We start from the raw sequence: 16,536 nt of genomic DNA on the forward strand, positions 1-16,536 counted from the left end.
GATGCAGGCTACCGTCAGCGTCACGATGCCGCCTAAGCTTTCGCTGATACCCATACCGATCGGCGCTGTGACGGATTTCGGTAGTAGCGTGACATACATTGTGTGATTTAGCCCAAATATCACCGACATCGCGTAGATGCTGCCTAGCCCTGCGATCATACCCGAAATCAGTCCTGCAAAAATAGCTAAAAAATTACTTCGCAAAAGCGCCAGCTGCTCGTATAGCGGCACGGCCAGACAGACGGTGATCGGCGTTAAGAAAAAGCTAATGTGCGAGGCGCTCGCGTTAAATTTTTCGTATGGAATTTTAAAGAGTAAAAGCACGCAGACGGTAAGCACGATACCGATTAGAAGCGGGTTGAAAATAGTTAGCTTAAAGCGCTTTTTTAGATAAAGTCCCAGCTCAAACGAGCCTAGACACAAAAATACGCCGAAAAAAGCGGAGTTCATTAAAATTTCTCTCATTTTTTGTCGTCTCCGGATAAAATTTCGCGCTCCAGCTTCGCATCCACACCCTTTGTATTCACGCCGTCTTGTTCGTGCGCGGCTTCGTAAAGCCTGCGCTTAACGCGGGCGAGGGCAATTTTATAAAAAATTTGCGTTACCGCGCCACTTGCACCGATGACTACTACCGTAGAGACTGCCGTAATCGCGATGATTGCGAAAAGATGTTGGCGTAGCGCGTCGCCTGCGATGATGATCGCAGCGCCCGCCGGGATGAAGATCACCGGCATAATCTGCATAAAAAACGACACGGTTTCTCTGATCTGCGATACTTTGATGAGTTTGAAGATCAGGGCTAAAAGCATAATGACTAGCCCATAGATGCTAGCGGGGATTGGCACAGGCACGAGCGCCGCCAAAATCTCCGCAACAAAAGATATCCCTAAAATCACACTAAATTGGATTAAGTAGTTCAAAGCTTACCTCGGATTAAAATTTAGCGCTAAATTTAGCACTTTGCAGTTAAAATAGATATTAATCTTGCTAGGTTTGGGCGAAATTTTGCGGCAAAATTTACTTAAGCAAGCTCTGTAGCTAGGCTTTAGGTAGAATTTTGAGATTTATCGTAGCGCTAAATTTAGCTTTGCGGCACGGATAAAATCCGGCGATGACTATTCAATCAAGCGTCTCGCCTAGCTCGATTTTGACGTCTAGAACCTTGCAGACTAGATCAAAAATTTCAATATCGACGTTGGGCGCGTATTCGTCCAAAACCGTGTAAACTTCGGCGCGCATATCCTCGTCGTGGCCCGGGTGCGAGCGCGAATACAGCTCGTCCGTGCGGCGCACGAGCGCGAGATTATCGATATCTCGCTCGCGCATCGCCTGCTTGAGCCGCTTTGAAATTTGCCATTTGAAACTTTGCATTTTCCATCCTTTAAATTTGTGCGATACTAGCCAAAAGAGCTTTAAAATTTAATTTCTTAAATCCGGCGACGCGTTTCGGCGCAATCAACGAGCCTGCGCCGCTCGGTCCTACGCTTGCAGTTTAGATCAAGGCTTTACCGGCTAAATAGAAGATTATCTTTGCGTAAATAGCGCTAAATCTTGCAAAGCCAATGGGATTACTTCGCCGTGCGAAGCGCCTTCGTAGAGCCTAAACTCGCAAGAAAGCCCCTTTGTTTTTAAAATTTCAGCTAGATCGGCCGCTTTTAAAATTCCCGCTTTATCGGTTTTCCCTTTACGTATTTCACGCGAGCCAGCAACGAGCATTATGAATTTCGCTTTTAAATTTGATCTAAGCTTTCCTTCGTCTAGGGCATCTCTGATCAGTTGTGATTCATCCCACCATAACGAAGGCGAGGCGATAAAAAACTCGTCGAAAATCCCATTGTCGCGCAGCAAAGCATAAATCCCGAATAGCCCGCCAAAAGAATGTCCGAAGTAAATTTTATCGCTTTTTGCCGTAGAGTATTTTTTCTCCACGAGCGGAAATAGTTCATCTTTTACGAAATCGTAAAATTCTGCTGCGCCGCCGCCGTTTGCATATTCTTCGCCGCTCGCCGCGGGCGTTAAATCTCTCGTGCGACGCTTAATATCATACGCTAGCGGGCTGTCGTATCCGATGCCTACTATAAGGACGGTTTTACTTAATTTCGGCACCGCTTTTGCGTTTTGCTTTGCGCCATTCGCATAAATTTTCGCATAGGAGTTTAAAAGTATCGGAAACTGCGCGTTCGCATCAACCATAAAAACTACCCTATCGTAGCGAGCGACATTTTTTTGGCGAGCTATAAAAATTTTATATTTTTCGCCGTTCTTGCTTTTTAGAATAAAATCGCTCACATTAAACATTTCGTGCGCAGCTCCACTTGCCTGCTCAATCTTTTGCGGCGGTTTTGCCCCCAGATCGCAAGCGAATAAGCACGCTAAAAAGAGCGCGTCAAATACCACAAGAAAGCTCTTTAGGCTTACCATTTAGCGTTTACCTTAAACCAAAACCTCCTGCCTTCCTCAGGGTACCAATAGTAATTGCCGTCGTCTGCGAGACCCTCGTCGTATCGGACGTTATCAAAGATATTGTAGGCGGTTAAATTTAGGCTCAGATTATCGTTTAAATCGTATTGTGCGCCCAAATCCGTAGTAAAAAGCTTTTTGTCGTTTTTGCTGACTCTATTGCCCGGACCGAATTGCACGCTTGTAAGCTCGCTTTCGTAATTAAGGCCGATAAAGGTAGAAAGCGGAGCCATCGGCCTATAGCTAAGCGTCGCATGTGCGGCATGCTTCGGAGTAGCGGTCAGGGATTTGCCATCCAGCCTACTAAGATTGGTTTGGCTAAATTTAACGGCGCCGTTTGGCGTATAGATCGTAGGATCCCCGGTTTCGATCTCGGAGTGGCTATAGGTATAGTTTGCCTTGAAATTTAGCCTCTTAGTAATATCGTAATCGCCACTCAGCTCAACGCCGTAAACCTCGGCTCCTTCTATATTAAAATACGTTCCCCAACCCGGGCAATTAACGCTCGGTGCGCCGGCGCAGCCTCCGTAAGCGGGAATCCTATTGATATTGCTGCCATCGGTATCTAAAATTTTATCTTTGAAGTCGTTTTTAAATAGCGTAATATTGCCGCGTAGATCGTCTGCATTGTCGTAATAAAGCCCGATCTCGTAGGTCGTGCTTTTCTCGGGCTTTAAATCCTTGTTACCGAAATCTATAATCCTCCAGCCGCCCTGAATCGTGCCTACTTCAGGCGAAATTTGATTGACGTTGGGAGTTTTATAGCCGGTTGCGACGCCGCCTTTGATCGTCCAAGTATCGCCTATATTAAACGTCGCGTAGGCTCTAGGAGAAAAGTGGTTGCCGAAGTATTCGTTGTGCGTGAGCCTGCCGCCGAGCGTTAAAAATAGCGTATTTTCCAAAATTTCAATCTCGTCCTCTAAAAATCCCGCATGCTCGTTCATAGAAAATCGCTGCGGAGAGCGTAAATTTTGCCTATTCGCGTTTGAAACGATGAAAGTCGTTTGCACATCCTGTTTGCTAAAATCGTAACCGAAGGTAAGCGTATTTATACCGAGATAAGTCGTAAATTTGGAATTAAAATTTCTATTTTTTACGATTGCGGGAGAAAGGCTATCAAAAATGCTCGTACGGCGAGTCTTATCCCAAAAATAACTTATATCGGCACTTAAGCTTTCAAACTCGCCCAAATATCCGACGCCGTGATTTTCTCTTTTATATTTATAGTGATTTAATCCGCGCGCGTTGGGATAAACGGCGGTTTTACCAAGAGTCCTTGAATAATCGTGATTTTGCTTTCCGGTTTGAACGTAAAATTTATTATTTTCATCCGGCGTTAGCCAAAGCTTGGCGTTAGAATCCGATTTATCGCTCTTTTGATAGCCTCCCTTATAGCCGTCCTCGTCGCGCAGCTTTTTATATCCCCACAGCTGAAGCGCCGCATACTGCCCGAAGGGAATATTGACGTAGGCTTCGCCCATCTTACCGTTTCCGATACCCTCGTGATCTTGGATAGTCGTAGATATGGCGGCGCTTCCGCTAAATTTAGAAAAATTCTTTTTCGTAATGATATTTATCACGCCGCCTACCGCATCGCTTCCGTAAAGCGAGCTCATCGGCCCCCTAATTACCTCGATACGCTCTATCGCTCCTGCGGGCGGGATAAAATTTGAGTTCATATCGCCCGCTCCGCCTTTTGGGTTCGCCGCCGCGGAACTTACGCGTTTGCCGTCGATAAGCACAAGGGTTTGAGAGCTTTCCATTCCTCTGATGGATATCCCGCTTGCCGGGCCGTCGTCGCCTGCGATAACGCTGACGCCAGGCATTTTATTCGCGATATCGTGCAGCGAAGTGAAGCTGCCGCTTGATATCTCTTTATTATCCAAGGTGGAAATGGTGGCGGGCGCCTGCCTAATATCTTGGCGAAAGCCGCTCGCGCTTACTACGATCTCGCCAAGATTCGTGCTATTTGCGTCACTGCTTAGGCGTGAGCCTTCGACGCCGCATAAAATCGAAACGCTCGCGCATATAGATAATGCGATAAATTTCGCCTTTTTAAAATACATATCTTTTTGCATTTTTGTTCCTCTATTTTGAAATTTAATCGCGGATTATAACTCAAAGCGGATAAATTTAATATTAATTATTAAAGTATTTTTATAGAATTAAATTTGACTAATAATTCCCCATTCCATCGATATTTTTATAAAAATTATTTTAAATAAAGTACAGCATATAATCAAGAAATTGCTGTAAATAAGTAAAATTTTATAACGCCCGGCCTTCATTATCAAATCGTTTTGAAGAAATTTTGCACAGTTTTTGATTTTATCTGCTTTAAGAATCATTTTCGCTTTTGTGGATGTGTATATTTTAAACTATAGAAGGCATTGCAAGCGGCAACGCGAAAACGGCTTTGCTCTATTGATTTCGTGCATCCTGCGCTTGGAATAATTATAGACTTGGGATTAATATGCGATGTTTTTTAACACAATAGCTTCGTATGAATAAATTTATCTTACTAAGGGGCATAATCGCTTCGGCGCAATTTAAAATTTTGAGTAGTTTATATAGGCGGATTTAAATTTAAACTAGATTTATCAGCATGGCACAATCTGTCGAGGTTTTAAATTTAGAAGTAAAGAGTCAATCCAAATTTAAAATCCTGGCGCAAGAATGCAAAGTAAGAAGATAAATTTAATGAGACCCCGCAAATTTATCTTAAAATTTAGCGAGATCAAATTTGGATTTACGCCGCAGGCACGCTATTTTCGGCGTGAGTATCGTCCGAGCCCTTAGGCCTTAAAAGCCACTGCTTTGCAAAGATCAGCGCGTAGATCGCAGCGCCGATAGCGTAGCTTGCATATTCACTTGGGATAAACTCTATAAATTTCGCGCAGATATTAGGCACCAGCATTAACGGCGTTACGAGTAATAAGAGCAGGCGCTCTACCGGGTTGCATTTGGTTACGAACCAGCCCTGAAGCGAGGAGCTGAAGGCAAACATACCCACGATCGCCGTGGCAAAAATCAGCACGATTTGCAGTGGATCGCTGATCCAAACGATACCCTTTGAATCCATCGGATCGCCGATGCTTTGGATCAAAAGCAGCTTATTGTTGAAGAAAAACGCAAACGGAAGCACCGCCGTGCGCAGATCATACACAAAGCCCTGAAGTCCCACGGTAACCGGATTTGCCTTTGCGATGCCCGCGGCGGCATATGCGGCGATGCCCACGGGAGGCGTATCGTCGGCTAAAATTCCAAAATAAAAGACAAAAAGATGCACCGCGATCGCAGGGATTAAAAAGCCGTTTTTATCCGCTAGTATCAAAATCACCGGCGCGATTAGGCTCGAAACGACGATATAATTTGCCGTCGTAGGAAGTCCCATGCCCAAAATAAGGCTCATTATCGCAGTCATCAGAAGTATCAGCACTATGCTATTTCCCGCGACCGCCTCCACGAGCTCTGAAAGAACCTGCCCCAGCCCGGTAAGCGAGATCGAGCCGATGATGATGCCCGCTAGCGCGGTAGCTACGGCGACCGTGACCATGTTTTTAGCAGCACCCACCATAGCCCAAAAGATATCGACAAAGCCGACGATAAAATCGGACTTGCCAACTTTTTCGCCAAATATCGTTTTTTTAGCGGGCTCTTGTACGATCATTATTAAAAATAGTACGCAAATCGAGTTAAATGCTGCAGAGATCGCGCTTTCTTTTAGAATCAATAGAGTAAAAAGAAGCACCAAAATCGGTATTATGTAATGAATGCCGCTAAATATAATTTTTAGCTTTGAAACCTTGGCGTAATCGCGGCTACCGCGAAGCCCCAACTTGCAGCTTTCCAGATGCACGATAAAAAATAACCCCGCATAGCAGACGAAGGCAGGGATCACCGCCGCGATCATTACGTTGGTATAGCTCATACCTAAAAATTCCGCGATGATAAACGCCGCAGCGCCCATGATAGGCGGCATAAGCTGCCCGTTTACGCCGGCGGCAACCTCGATGGCGCCAGCCTTGGTGGCGGTAAGCCCCGCTTTTTTCATTAGAGGGATCGTAAAGGTACCCACCGTCACGACGTTTGCGGTTGAGCTGCCGCTTACCATACCGGTTAGTCCGCTGGCGATTACGCTAGCCTTGGCAGGTCCTCCGCGGAAGCGACCTAAAATCGCAAACGCTACGTTTATAAAATACTGCCCCGCTCCGGCTCGCTCCAAAAGCGCGCCGAATAGCACGAACAGATAAATGAAGCTGGTGCTGACCCCTACCGGCACGCCAAATACGCCCTCTGTAGTTAAAAACATATGCCCTGCAAGCAGTTCAAAGCTTGCGCCGCGGTGCGCGATGATATCGGGCATATAAGGACCGAAGTAGCAATACAGAAGAAAGGTAAAAGCGATAATACCAAGTGCAGGGCCCATCATGCGGCGCCCTGCTTCAAATAGTATGAAAATTCCGATAAAAGCCGCTACGATATCTCTGGTTAGATAATTTCCCGGGCGCTGCGCTAGCCCGTTAAATTCTATTGCAGGATACAGGATCGCGGCAACTCCGACGATTAATAAAATATAATCGTAAAACGGGATGTAAAAATGTGCTTTAGAGCGCGGACGAAACGGGAAAAGCGAAAAAATTATAAAAACGGCAAACGCTAAGTGGATCGAGCGCGCGATATTCGTATTTAGCGTAAAATACGCGATGTAAAGCTGAAAGACCGACCACGCGAAGCAGACCAGCGTCACGAGCCAGAAGAGCTTTTTAGAGGTAAATTCTCTACTCTTTACCTCTAAAACCTGCTCATCTTTTTGTGTAGATTTCTCCATCAACTAGCCTATTTCAACAACCCGGCTTCTTTATACACCGCCTCTGCCGCAGGATGAAGCGGCGCGCTAAGCCCCTCTAAAAGAGATTCTTTGCTCACTAAATTTAGCGCAGGGTGTAGCTTTTTATACTCGTCGAAATTATCAAGTATCGCCTTAACTACCGCCCTAACCGCCTCGTCGCTTTGGCTAGCGTCGGTTACGAGTACGGCCTTTACGCCGATAGTCTGCGTATCGTGATCTACGCCGTCGTACATTTTCGCAGGGATCACGCCTTTAGCGAAATATGGATATTTTTCTAGAATTTTTTTGATATGCTCATCGTCGATGCCGACTAAGTCGATAGGAAGCGAAGTCGCCGCATCGGTGATATTTGCGGTTGGATGTCCTACGACGTAGAAGTATCCGTCAATCTTCTTATCTTTTAGCGCCATCGGGCATTCTTGCGCGGTTAAGACGCCGTGTTGGGCGAGCTTTTTAAGATCAAAGTCGTAGTTTTCAAAAACTATCGTACTGGTTAGCTCGTTGCCGCTACCTGGGTTTCCGATATTGATCTTTTTGCCCGCAGCGTCGCCGTAGGCTTTGATACCGCTCTCCTTAGAGACGACGAAAGCCAAAAGCTCCGGATAGATCGAAATTACGGAGCGTAAATTTTTATCCGCCGCGCCTTGAAATTTGCCCGTACCGTTGTATTTATCATAGACGACGTCGCTTTGAACGAAGCCGAAATTTAGCTCTTTTTTAAGCACGTTATTGACGTTATATGTCGAGCCGCCCGTCGATTGCACAGAGCATTTCATATTTTTATCCATATTTACCAAGCGGCAAATCGCGCCGCCTACGGGATAATAGGTGCCGGTCATACCGCCGGTGCCAATATTGATGAACTCCTTAGCGCCCGAAACGCTTGCTAATAGGGCCAAACCGGCCAAAGCAACAGAAAATTTTTTCATCTTTGCTCCTTTTTGAGTTAAAAGTTTAAAAGTATTGCTAAATTTCTATAAAATTCTAATAAAAACAGATCGAATTTCGCGCAAATTTACGATTTTACACATCGCGGCACAGGTGATCTAATATGAGAGTAGCTCGGCGATCTGCTCTGATATGCGGAATTTTACCGCAATAAAATTCTAAGCTTGAAATCCAAACGTCTGGAGATAAAATTTAACGCTATAAATTTCAAGCCTTAATAACTCACGTTGCTGAGATACAGCCCGTTTGGCGGAAAGGGGATTCTGCTAAGCGCTCGCAAGAAGCTAATCTTGCGCCTGCTCTGCACGGATTTTAGGGCGTTTGCGACCATCAGCCGCACCTGCGCTCGCAAAAATCCGTTGGCTTTAAAATTTATCAAGGTCAAATTTCTAAAAGAGTAGGCGCGCGCGACGTAGAGCTCGCGCACAGGGCTTTTTATGTCGCTGCCGCTTTTCATAAACTCGCTAAAATCGTGCTCGCCGACGAAATTTGCAAGCGCAGCATTGAGCGCGGCAATATCCACGCGCGGATAAAACACGCAAAAATCGCTAAGAAAGGGGCTTGGACGTCCATGGTTTAAAACGTAGCGATAGGAGCGCGCCACGGCGTCGTAACGCGGATGAAAATCGCGCGGCACCGGGCTGATGTGTTGCACAAAAATATAGGGTGCGCAGTGGCGGTTTATGAGCTCTTTTAGGCGCGACAGCTCCCAGTGCACGGTGCATTCGACGCAGCTTACCTGGCGCAGCGCGTGCACCCCTTTATCTGTGCGCGAGCTACTGATTAGCGGCGCAAAGATCCCCACGCGCCCCAAAGCCGCGCGTAGCACGTCCTCGACGCCGCGCCCGTGAGGCTGAGACTGCGAGCCGCTAAATTTCGAGCCGTCATAGGAATAGATGAGCTTGAGCTTTACGCGCTCGGAGTTTGCGCTCGCTGCAAAGTCGCTTGCAGGCGCGCTTTCAATAATATTTTTGAGTTCGGACGCGCTTGCGAGGGTGTTTGCGGAAATGCCCGCTTTGTAGGCGGTATCTGCTTTGAGAGAGTCTGCGGCGCGGTCGTCTACGCGCACGGTCGTGTAAATTTCCTCTGCGCTTGCCGCGCAAATATCGGAAGCGGCGGTATCGGCGGAATTTTTGCGGGCGGAATTTAAATTTGCCGCGCGCGCGGTCTCTTTGGCGCGAACGGCGTCCGAATTCCGCCTGACGCTTTCGTGATTCAAACCGCAATCGGGCGCAGTATAGGCAGCTGTATCGCTTGCCGAACTTACAAGAGCGGAATTTTTAAAATTTAAAAGCTCATCTTTTGAAACAAAGCCTTGCTCGTCGTTTTGCGCTTCATACTTTAAATTTACGCCACGCAAAATTTCAGACGCGTTAGGCTTGCTTGCCAAAATTTTATCCGCTAAATTTTGAGCGGACGAGCTTTTATTTAAAATTTCGCCGCCGCAAAGCTCGGAGCCTTTTTCAGTACCTCGGGGCAATTTTGATCCTGTAGTAAAACAACGAGCCGATAAGTGTAACGCCGAATGTCACTGGAAGCGCGATGCTTGGGTATTTAGAGAGCAGCATGATCATCGCGAAGTAGCTAAAAAGCACGCCGAAGATCCCCGCGTAAACGAAACCCTTTTCGTAGCGATAGGTCACGATGCCGAGGCTTAGCGCAAACAGAAAGCTCGCCAGCGGAAAGAGCGAGACGAGGGTGTAGATGCTAAATTCTTTCCTGCGCTTTTCGCTGCCGCTCATATCGCTCCAGTATCCGATCACGCCGCCTCCGCCGCGGATATTGCGGTCGCTTTGCGTGCGCAGAGTTAGGCTTTCAAACTCGCTTACGTGCCACTGCTCGCCGCCCATCGTGTAAATTTTGCCGTCGTGCAGCATCGCGGAAAAGCTCGCGTTTTCGTTTTTAAACTCGCCGCTGCGCGCTACGATCATCCGCTCGTGATCCTGCGAGTTGCCCGGATTATACAGCACGAGATCCTTATACAGCGTGCTTGTGCCGTTGTTTTCCTGCGAATCGATAAAAACGAGCCAGTCGGAAAATTTCTGCCCGAATTCGTTGGATTTGATATTTAGCGTCGCGCTAATTTTTTTGTAATCGATGAAATTGTCCTTTAAATTTTCGGCTATCGGCATCATAAAAAGCGATACGAAAAGCAGCGCCAAAGAGCACAGCGCGGCGCTTATGCCGAAAAACAGCGCGATCTTGCGCGTGGCGTAGCCGATGGTAAATATTACTATGGTTTCGTTCTCTTTAGAGAGCCTAAAAAGCGAGATGCTAAGCGCTACGAAAAACGCGATCGGCACCGTAAATATGAGTATACGCGGCAGCATGAAAAGATATAGCTTGACTAGCTCCGAAAAATTTATCTCGATAAACGACGTAATGCGCGCGATCTGAAGGAAAAAGACGATCGACATTATGATAAAAAGCGTGCTGAAAAGCGATGCGAACGAGCCGACGAAGTTGCTAAATAAATAGCGCTGCACCCTATCCATAAATGACGTCCAAGAGCCTTAAAATTTGATCTTTGAAGATAAAAGTAAGAAGCAGCCCCATCGATAAAAACGGCACGAACGGCAGCTCGTAGCCCTTTTTGTGCGCGATGAGATACGCAGGCAGCGTCAAAATCGCGCCGATGTAGATCGAGATACCGCCCAGCTTCCACCCTAAAATCGCCCCCATAACGCTCGCGATAAAAATATCCGCGCTGCCCATCGCTTCGCGCTTTAGCACGAAGGTGACGATTAGGCGCAACACGAAAAATATCGCCGCGTATCCTGCCGCCGCGCCCATGCCGCTAAGATCAAAATCATACATCAGCGTATAAGCAAGCGAAAGCGCCGTAACTACGTAAAGAAGGCTCTCCGGTACGGCTTTATACTCAAAATCAATCGCCGAAAGCGCCATAAGTAAGATGAAGCAAAGCCCTAGTACCGCAGCTTTTGCAAGATCGGGCTCGCCGAAATACGCCGCAAGCGCAAGCGCGCCGCCTAAAAGCTCGACGATCGGGTAGCGGATCGAAATTTTGGTTTTGCAAAAGGCGCATTTACCGCCCAAAAAGAGCCACGAAAGCAGCGGAATGTTGTGGTAAAATTTTAAAGCGTGAGAGCATTTGGGGCAGTGCGATGCGGGGAAATTTACGCTCTGTCCGCGTGGCAGGCGGTAGATCAGGACGTTGCAAAACGAGCCTACGCAGGTGCCGAATACCGCAAAAATCACGCCGTAAACGATATTTAAATCCATCTTTTTCCTTTGAAGCTTTAACCTTTTAAAATTTAATCAAACGCTCTATGGTAGCGAGAAATTTCTTAGTTTTCATTGATTTTTTGCCTCTCGTAAGGGAAAAATTTTACGAAAATCGCCGCCGTGCCTACGCAAAATAAAATGGCTATGAGCCCGGCGATTAGCGGCTCGCCCCATGCCTCATATAATCCGCCGAAAATCAAAAATCCCGCCACCAATATCACGGCGTCCAAAAGATCGAAGTTCAAAGTATCTACGATCCATAAAAACATAATATATGCGCCTATCCCGCTGCCTGCGGATGCTAAAATTCCCATTTTATCGGGGATGAAGGCAAACGCTAGCATAAAAAACACAAGCAGGCAAATGTAGACCGCCAGTATAAATTTCTTTGGTTTTTTATACACGCTGCCGCATCTTGGGCATCTTAGAGTTTTCATCGGCTTTTTGGTAAGCTTTTTGCCGCAACCACATTGTATGTAGTAGCTCATAGCCCTCCTTTCGCTCTTTGCGTGAACGCGCGCGATTTTTAAAATTCTGCCGCGTTAAATTTACCGCGCCTCATAACACGGCTCGCACTAGAGCCTTAAATTTAAAAGGGCGAAATTTTAAATTTCTATGGCGTCACACGCCTACGTATTAAAATTTTAAATTTTATGGCGCCGTAAATTAAAATCCTGAAATTTTAAAATTCCAAGGTTTCGCGAGCGCCCGCGGATTAAATTTTAAAATTTACCGCGTCGCATGCGGCTCTGCGAATTAAAATTTTAAAATTTAAAGCGACCGTTAGAGCGACCGCGCCGCAGCTTAAAGACCGCCGAAGCGGCGCTGTTTGCGGCGGAAATCATCCACTATGCGCGCAAGCTCCTCGCGCGTGAAATCCGGCCACAGCGTCGGCGTAAACGCAAGCTCGGCGTAGCTCGCCTGCCAGAGCAAGAAATTAGACAGCCGCTGCTCGCCGCCCGTGCGCACCAGCAGATCCACGTCGCCGCTGTGCGCGGTATCTAGATGTGCGCCGATGCCCGCTTCGCTTAGTCGCTCGCCGCTTGCAAGCAGCCTCTCGCACGCTCGCACGATCTCGTCTCGCGAGCCGTAGTTGATCGCTAGGTTAAAATTTAGCGCTCGCCCGTTTTGAGTTAAATTTGAAAGATACTCGATCTCGCTTCGCAGATCGCCCTCAAAAGCCGATATATCGCCGATCGGATAGAATTTTATTCCGTTTTGGATAAATTTTTCGCGGCGCGAAATTAGAAATTTTTGAAGCAGCTTCATCAAAAATTCCACTTCGCTTTTCGGGCGCTTCCAATTTTCGGTGCTAAAGGCGTAGAGCGTGAGGTTTGCGATGCCTTCGTCAATGCAAAACTCGCAGATCTGCTCCACGACCTCCGCGCCCGCTTCGTGCCCGCCGGTGCGCAGCAAACCGCGCTTTTTCGCCCAGCGCCCGTTGCCGTCCATCACGAGGGCTAGATGATTTAGGCTATTCACGGATCAGATTTTTTTCAGCTCAGCCGCGATTTTTAGGGCGACTTCGTCCTTCGGCGCGGTGTCGATTACGACCTGATCGTTTTTCGTGATAAAGGTGACCTTAAGGACGTCGCCGCCGAGCTTGATGATGTCGTCCAGCACGTTTAGGCAGACGGCGTCGAGATGCTTTTCGTTGAGCATGCGTTTAGCCTCGCCGACGGCGTTTTCGCGATCGGTTTCGAGTTTAAAGCCCACTTTTTTGATATTTCCGCGCACGGAGCTTAAGATATCCTCGTTTTCGCCCAGGCGTAAATTCCAAATTTCGCCGATCTCCGCTTTTTTCACTTTGTCTTTATAGCGCACCTTCGGCGAGTAATCGCTTACCGCGGCCGCCATTATCAAATATGCGCCGTCGGGGAATTTTGTGCTGTCAAGCGCCGATTTTAGCCCGATAGTGCTTTCAAATTTAACGAGCTTGTACGGTAAATTTTCATATTCGTTGCTAGAGATCAGCGTCACGTCCGCACCCAGATAAAACAGCGCGTCGGCAATCGCTTTGGAGGTTTTGCCGCTGGAAAAATTCGTAATGCCGCGCACGCTATCGATCTTTTCGATCGTCGCGCCTCCGGTGATGATGACGGTTTTATCCTCCCAAAATTTATCATTGTAAAGCGCACGCTTTAGCGTCTGCATAATCGCCTCGGTGCTCGCTAATCCGCCCTTGCCGGTATCGCCGCAAGCTAGAGTTTTTTCTATCGGATCCACAAAATACGCATTGACGCTTGCTTTTAGCATATCGATGCAGTTTTTCGTGATGTTGTTTTCAAGTAGCGCGGGATTTGCGGCCGGCGCGATGACTACTTTGGCGTGGGCAAAAGCCGCGTTTAGCACCTCTAAAAATACATTATCGCAGACGCCCCAAGCGAGCTTGTTTATCGTATTTGCCGTCGCAGGTGCTATCAAAACTAAATCCACCTTGGAATAAGCGATGTGGTTGATGCCCGCCTGCCAGTTTTCGTTGGCTTTGCAAAGCACCGGGTGATCGCATAGCGCCTCGAATGCCTTGTAGCTGACAAACTCCTGCACGCCGTCGCTAAGCGCGACATAGACGTCGAAATTCGACTTTTTCAGAGCGGATAAAATTTCAAACGCTTTGTAAAAACTTATACTCCCGCAAACCGCGAGTAAAACCTTTTTCTTACTCATCTTCGCTCCTAAAAAATTTATGGAAAAACCCATCTTTGTTGATTTGTTTGCTTCGGCTGATCGCCAGCGCGCCGCTCGGAACGTCGCTCGTAACCGTCGTGCCCGCAGCGATTATGACGTCGTCGGCTATCCGCACGGGCGCTACTAGCTGCGTGTCCGAGCCGATAAAGACGTTTTTGCCGATTATCGTTTTGTATTTTTTCTTGCCGTCGTAATTGCACGTAATCGTGCCGCAGCCGATATTACTGCCCTCATCGATCTCGCAATCTCCGAGATAACTTAAATGCCCCGCCTTGATCTTATTTACTTTCGCGTTTTTAAGCTCGACGAAATTTCCGATATGAGTGCCTATAACTTCGCATTTTGGGCGAAGATGCGCCATCGGACCGATGTCGGAGTTTTTTACGACGCTATCTTCGATGACGCAGCCGCTTTTTATGAGCGAGCTTTCGATCACGCAAGGACCTATGATGCTTACGTTTTCTTGCAGCTCGCACTCGCCGATAAATTTTGCTCTGCTATCGATGTAGATGCTTTGAGGCAGGCGCATCAAAACGCCTTGCTTCATCAAATTTTCTTTAATCTCGTTTTGCATTAAATTTTCGGCGATGCTAAGGGCGAACTTATCGTTTATGCCCATGAAGCTTTGCTCGTCCACCCACACGGCGGCGCATTTTAAGCCCATATCTTTGGCGATTTTGATCGCATCGGTGAGGTAGTACTCTTTTTGAGCGTTATCGGGTTTGATCTGCGGCAGAACCTGTTTCAATGCCTCGCTTTTGAAGCAGTAGCAGCCGGCGTTTGCGTCTTTTACCGCCTTTTCTTCTTCGCTTGCGTCCTTTTGCTCGACGATCTTTAAAATTTCGCCGCCGCGGGTGATTACGCGGCCGTACCCGAATGGATCGCGCGCGCTAAAAACGCTTAGATTTACCTCCGCGTCCCCCTCGCAGAGTTTGCGAAGCTCGGCGCTTTTTACCAAAGGCATATCGCCGCAGATTATGAGCGTTTTGGCTCCGCGGATTTCGACCTCTTTTAGTCCGCCCGCAGTGCCGGGGAAATGCTCGTGATCTTGTTTGTAAATTTTAGCGTTTGGGAACTGCGCTAGAACCGCGCTTTTAACCTCGTCGAATTGGTAGTGTAAAATCACGCTCACGTCGTTTGAAATTTCGTAAGCTTTCTTTAAGATGTGGATTATCATCGGCTCGCCGCAAAGCTCGAAAAGAACCTTAGCTTTTTGCGACTTCATCCGAGTGCCGAGTCCTGCGGCAAGAACTATAACCGAAACGTCGTTCATTTTTACCCTTAAATTTCAAAAATCGGATAATTTTAACACATTTAAAATAAATAAAAACCTAAATTTATGCCGCGCGGGCGAAATTTAAATCCCAAATTCAACTAAAATTTTATAAAATTCCGCCTAAATTTTAAAGCTTAGGCGGACGTTTTGAAAAAACTGATTTTGGTTACTTGTATTTGGGCTTTTAGTTTCTCTTTGATAGGCGAGTTTTTGCGCGGCATAGACAGCGCGTATTTGGCATTTTCGCGCGTATCGTTGGCGCTAATTTGTTTTTTGCCGTTTATGAAATTTCGCGGCGTAAATCCCGCTCTGGCGCTTAAAATTTGCGCCGTGGGCGCCGTGCAGATCGGCGTGATGTATATCTTCTACTACCGCAGCTTTGCGTATTTGAAGGTCTATGAAGTGGCGCTTTTTACGATATTTACTCCGTTTTACGTGACGCTGCTTTACGACGCGCTTAAGCTTAGATTTCGCGCGTTATATCTTTTTAGCGTCGCAGTCGCGGTGCTAGGTGCTTTGGTGATCAAATTCGGCGCGATAAATTCCGAGTTTTTGACGGGCTTTTTGCTCGTGCAAGGCGCAAATTTATGCTTCGGGCTCGGACAGAGCGCGTATAAATTTATGCTGGAGCGCCACGGCTTTAGCGAGCAGAAGGAGCTTTTCGGCTACTTTTTCGTGGGGGCTACCGCGGTTACGGCGATTGCCGCGATCGTGCTCGGGGATTTTTCTAAATTTAATCCCAGTTTCTCGCAAGGCGCGGTGATCGTGTATCTGGGCACGGTAGCCAGCGCTCTGGGGTATTTTTTGTGGAACAAAGGCGCGTGCGAAGTCGATAGCGGCGTGCTTGCGATTATGAATAACGCGCTCATCCCCGCAGCAATCGTCGTAAATTTAGTATTTTGGCAAAAAGATGCCGATCTGGCGCGCTTACTTGCAGGCTCGGCGTTGATTTATGTTTCGCTAATTTTGCATAAAAAGATCATGAAATTTTACGCCGTGCGCGAGCAAAGAATTTAGTATTTAACTAAAATTTTATATTTTTACATTAGAATTAGCCCTTATTTTA

The 16,536-nt window shown here is 47.1% G+C and carries 15 protein-coding genes; 1 reads left to right on the forward strand and 14 read right to left on the reverse strand.

The window, feature by feature from the left end; translation table 11 throughout:
- The 14 genes from Q0135_RS02600 to glmU form a co-directional block, all read right to left on the reverse strand.
- A partial coding sequence (locus tag Q0135_RS02600) for an LrgB family protein (protein ID WP_297988009.1) occupies positions 1 to 465 on the reverse strand: 465 nt, incomplete at its 3' end.
- Positions 462 to 920 (reverse strand): CidA/LrgA family protein, encoded by a 459-nt coding sequence (locus tag Q0135_RS02605; protein WP_291937916.1) that lies wholly within the window; start codon positions 918 to 920, stop codon positions 462 to 464. The genes Q0135_RS02605 and Q0135_RS02600, both read right to left, overlap by 4 nt.
- A 199-nt stretch (positions 921 to 1,119) precedes the next feature.
- Positions 1,120 to 1,371, reverse strand: a complete 252-nt coding sequence (locus Q0135_RS02610) for a hypothetical protein (protein WP_297988011.1) — start codon at positions 1,369 to 1,371, stop codon at positions 1,120 to 1,122.
- A 153-nt stretch (positions 1,372 to 1,524) separates the two neighbouring features.
- Entirely contained in the window at positions 1,525 to 2,421 is an 897-nt protein-coding gene (locus Q0135_RS02615) for an alpha/beta hydrolase-fold protein (RefSeq protein WP_297988013.1), read from the reverse strand.
- On the reverse strand, positions 2,415 to 4,538 hold the full coding sequence (locus Q0135_RS02620) for a TonB-dependent receptor (protein ID WP_297988015.1): 2,124 nt from the start codon (positions 4,536 to 4,538) through the stop codon (positions 2,415 to 2,417). The genes Q0135_RS02615 and Q0135_RS02620 overlap by 7 nt, the downstream gene beginning before the upstream one ends.
- Positions 4,539 to 5,209: 671 nt before the next feature.
- A complete protein-coding gene (locus Q0135_RS02625; RefSeq protein WP_297988017.1) occupies positions 5,210 to 7,291 on the reverse strand; it encodes a TRAP transporter permease in 2,082 nt (693 codons plus the stop codon).
- 8 nt (positions 7,292 to 7,299) lie between these two features.
- Positions 7,300 to 8,241 carry a TAXI family TRAP transporter solute-binding subunit gene (locus Q0135_RS02630; protein ID WP_005873238.1) on the reverse strand — a complete coding sequence of 314 codons (942 nt, stop codon included), beginning with the start codon at positions 8,239 to 8,241 and terminating at the stop codon, positions 7,300 to 7,302.
- Between the two features lie 233 nt (positions 8,242 to 8,474).
- On the reverse strand, positions 8,475 to 9,224 hold the full coding sequence (truA, locus tag Q0135_RS02635; protein ID WP_297988070.1) for a tRNA pseudouridine(38-40) synthase TruA: 750 nt from the start codon (positions 9,222 to 9,224) through the stop codon (positions 8,475 to 8,477).
- A gap of 499 nt (positions 9,225 to 9,723) precedes the next feature.
- Positions 9,724 to 10,755, reverse strand: a complete 1,032-nt coding sequence (locus Q0135_RS02640; protein WP_297988019.1) for an LptF/LptG family permease — start codon at positions 10,753 to 10,755, stop codon at positions 9,724 to 9,726.
- Entirely contained in the window at positions 10,748 to 11,503 is a 756-nt protein-coding gene (locus Q0135_RS02645) for an A24 family peptidase (RefSeq protein WP_297988020.1), read from the reverse strand. Before Q0135_RS02645 ends, Q0135_RS02640 begins: the two co-directional genes overlap by 8 nt.
- A gap of 65 nt (positions 11,504 to 11,568) precedes the next feature.
- Positions 11,569 to 11,994, reverse strand: a complete 426-nt coding sequence (locus Q0135_RS02650) for a hypothetical protein (RefSeq protein WP_297988022.1) — start codon at positions 11,992 to 11,994, stop codon at positions 11,569 to 11,571.
- 316 nt (positions 11,995 to 12,310) lie between these two features.
- A complete protein-coding gene (gene uppS / locus Q0135_RS02655) occupies positions 12,311 to 12,988 on the reverse strand; it encodes a polyprenyl diphosphate synthase (protein WP_177387938.1) in 678 nt (225 codons plus the stop codon).
- 3 nt (positions 12,989 to 12,991) lie between these two features.
- On the reverse strand, positions 12,992 to 14,173 hold the full coding sequence (gene coaBC / locus Q0135_RS02660; RefSeq protein ID WP_291937896.1) for a bifunctional phosphopantothenoylcysteine decarboxylase/phosphopantothenate--cysteine ligase CoaBC: 1,182 nt from the start codon (positions 14,171 to 14,173) through the stop codon (positions 12,992 to 12,994).
- Positions 14,166 to 15,467, reverse strand: a complete 1,302-nt coding sequence (glmU, locus tag Q0135_RS02665) for a bifunctional UDP-N-acetylglucosamine diphosphorylase/glucosamine-1-phosphate N-acetyltransferase GlmU (RefSeq protein ID WP_297988025.1) — start codon at positions 15,465 to 15,467, stop codon at positions 14,166 to 14,168. The genes coaBC and glmU overlap by 8 nt, the downstream gene beginning before the upstream one ends.
- Before the next feature lie 150 nt (positions 15,468 to 15,617).
- On the opposite strand from glmU, the gene Q0135_RS02670 reads away from it, so the two are divergent.
- Complete coding sequence (locus Q0135_RS02670) at positions 15,618 to 16,487, forward strand: EamA family transporter (protein ID WP_297926639.1); 870 nt, start codon at positions 15,618 to 15,620, stop codon at positions 16,485 to 16,487.
- Positions 16,488 to 16,536 lie beyond the last annotated feature (49 nt).

Origin of the sequence: uncultured Campylobacter sp. (assembly GCF_937981295.1) — a bacterium.
Taxonomy (GTDB): domain Bacteria; phylum Campylobacterota; class Campylobacteria; order Campylobacterales; family Campylobacteraceae; genus Campylobacter_B.

What these genes read in the sequence shown, in the direction of transcription:
- Q0135_RS02610 (WP_297988011.1), bottom strand. Translation starts at nt 1,371, where the DNA reads ATGCAAAGTTTCAAATGGCAAATTTCAAAGCGGCTCAAGCAGGCGATG.
- Q0135_RS02615 (WP_297988013.1), bottom strand. Translation starts at nt 2,421, where the DNA reads ATGGTAAGCCTAAAGAGCTTTCTTGTGGTATTTGACGCGCTCTTTTTA.
- Q0135_RS02620 (WP_297988015.1), bottom strand. Translation starts at nt 4,538, where the DNA reads ATGCAAAAAGATATGTATTTTAAAAAGGCGAAATTTATCGCATTATCT.
- Q0135_RS02625 (WP_297988017.1), bottom strand. Translation starts at nt 7,291, where the DNA reads ATGGAGAAATCTACACAAAAAGATGAGCAGGTTTTAGAGGTAAAGAGT.
- Q0135_RS02630 (WP_005873238.1), bottom strand. Translation starts at nt 8,241, where the DNA reads ATGAAAAAATTTTCTGTTGCTTTGGCCGGTTTGGCCCTATTAGCAAGC.
- Q0135_RS02640 (WP_297988019.1), bottom strand. Translation starts at nt 10,755, where the DNA reads ATGGATAGGGTGCAGCGCTATTTATTTAGCAACTTCGTCGGCTCGTTC.
- Q0135_RS02645 (WP_297988020.1), bottom strand. Translation starts at nt 11,503, where the DNA reads ATGGATTTAAATATCGTTTACGGCGTGATTTTTGCGGTATTCGGCACC.
- Q0135_RS02650 (WP_297988022.1), bottom strand. Translation starts at nt 11,994, where the DNA reads ATGAGCTACTACATACAATGTGGTTGCGGCAAAAAGCTTACCAAAAAG.
- coaBC (WP_291937896.1), bottom strand. Translation starts at nt 14,173, where the DNA reads ATGAGTAAGAAAAAGGTTTTACTCGCGGTTTGCGGGAGTATAAGTTTT.
- glmU (WP_297988025.1), bottom strand. Translation starts at nt 15,467, where the DNA reads ATGAACGACGTTTCGGTTATAGTTCTTGCCGCAGGACTCGGCACTCGG.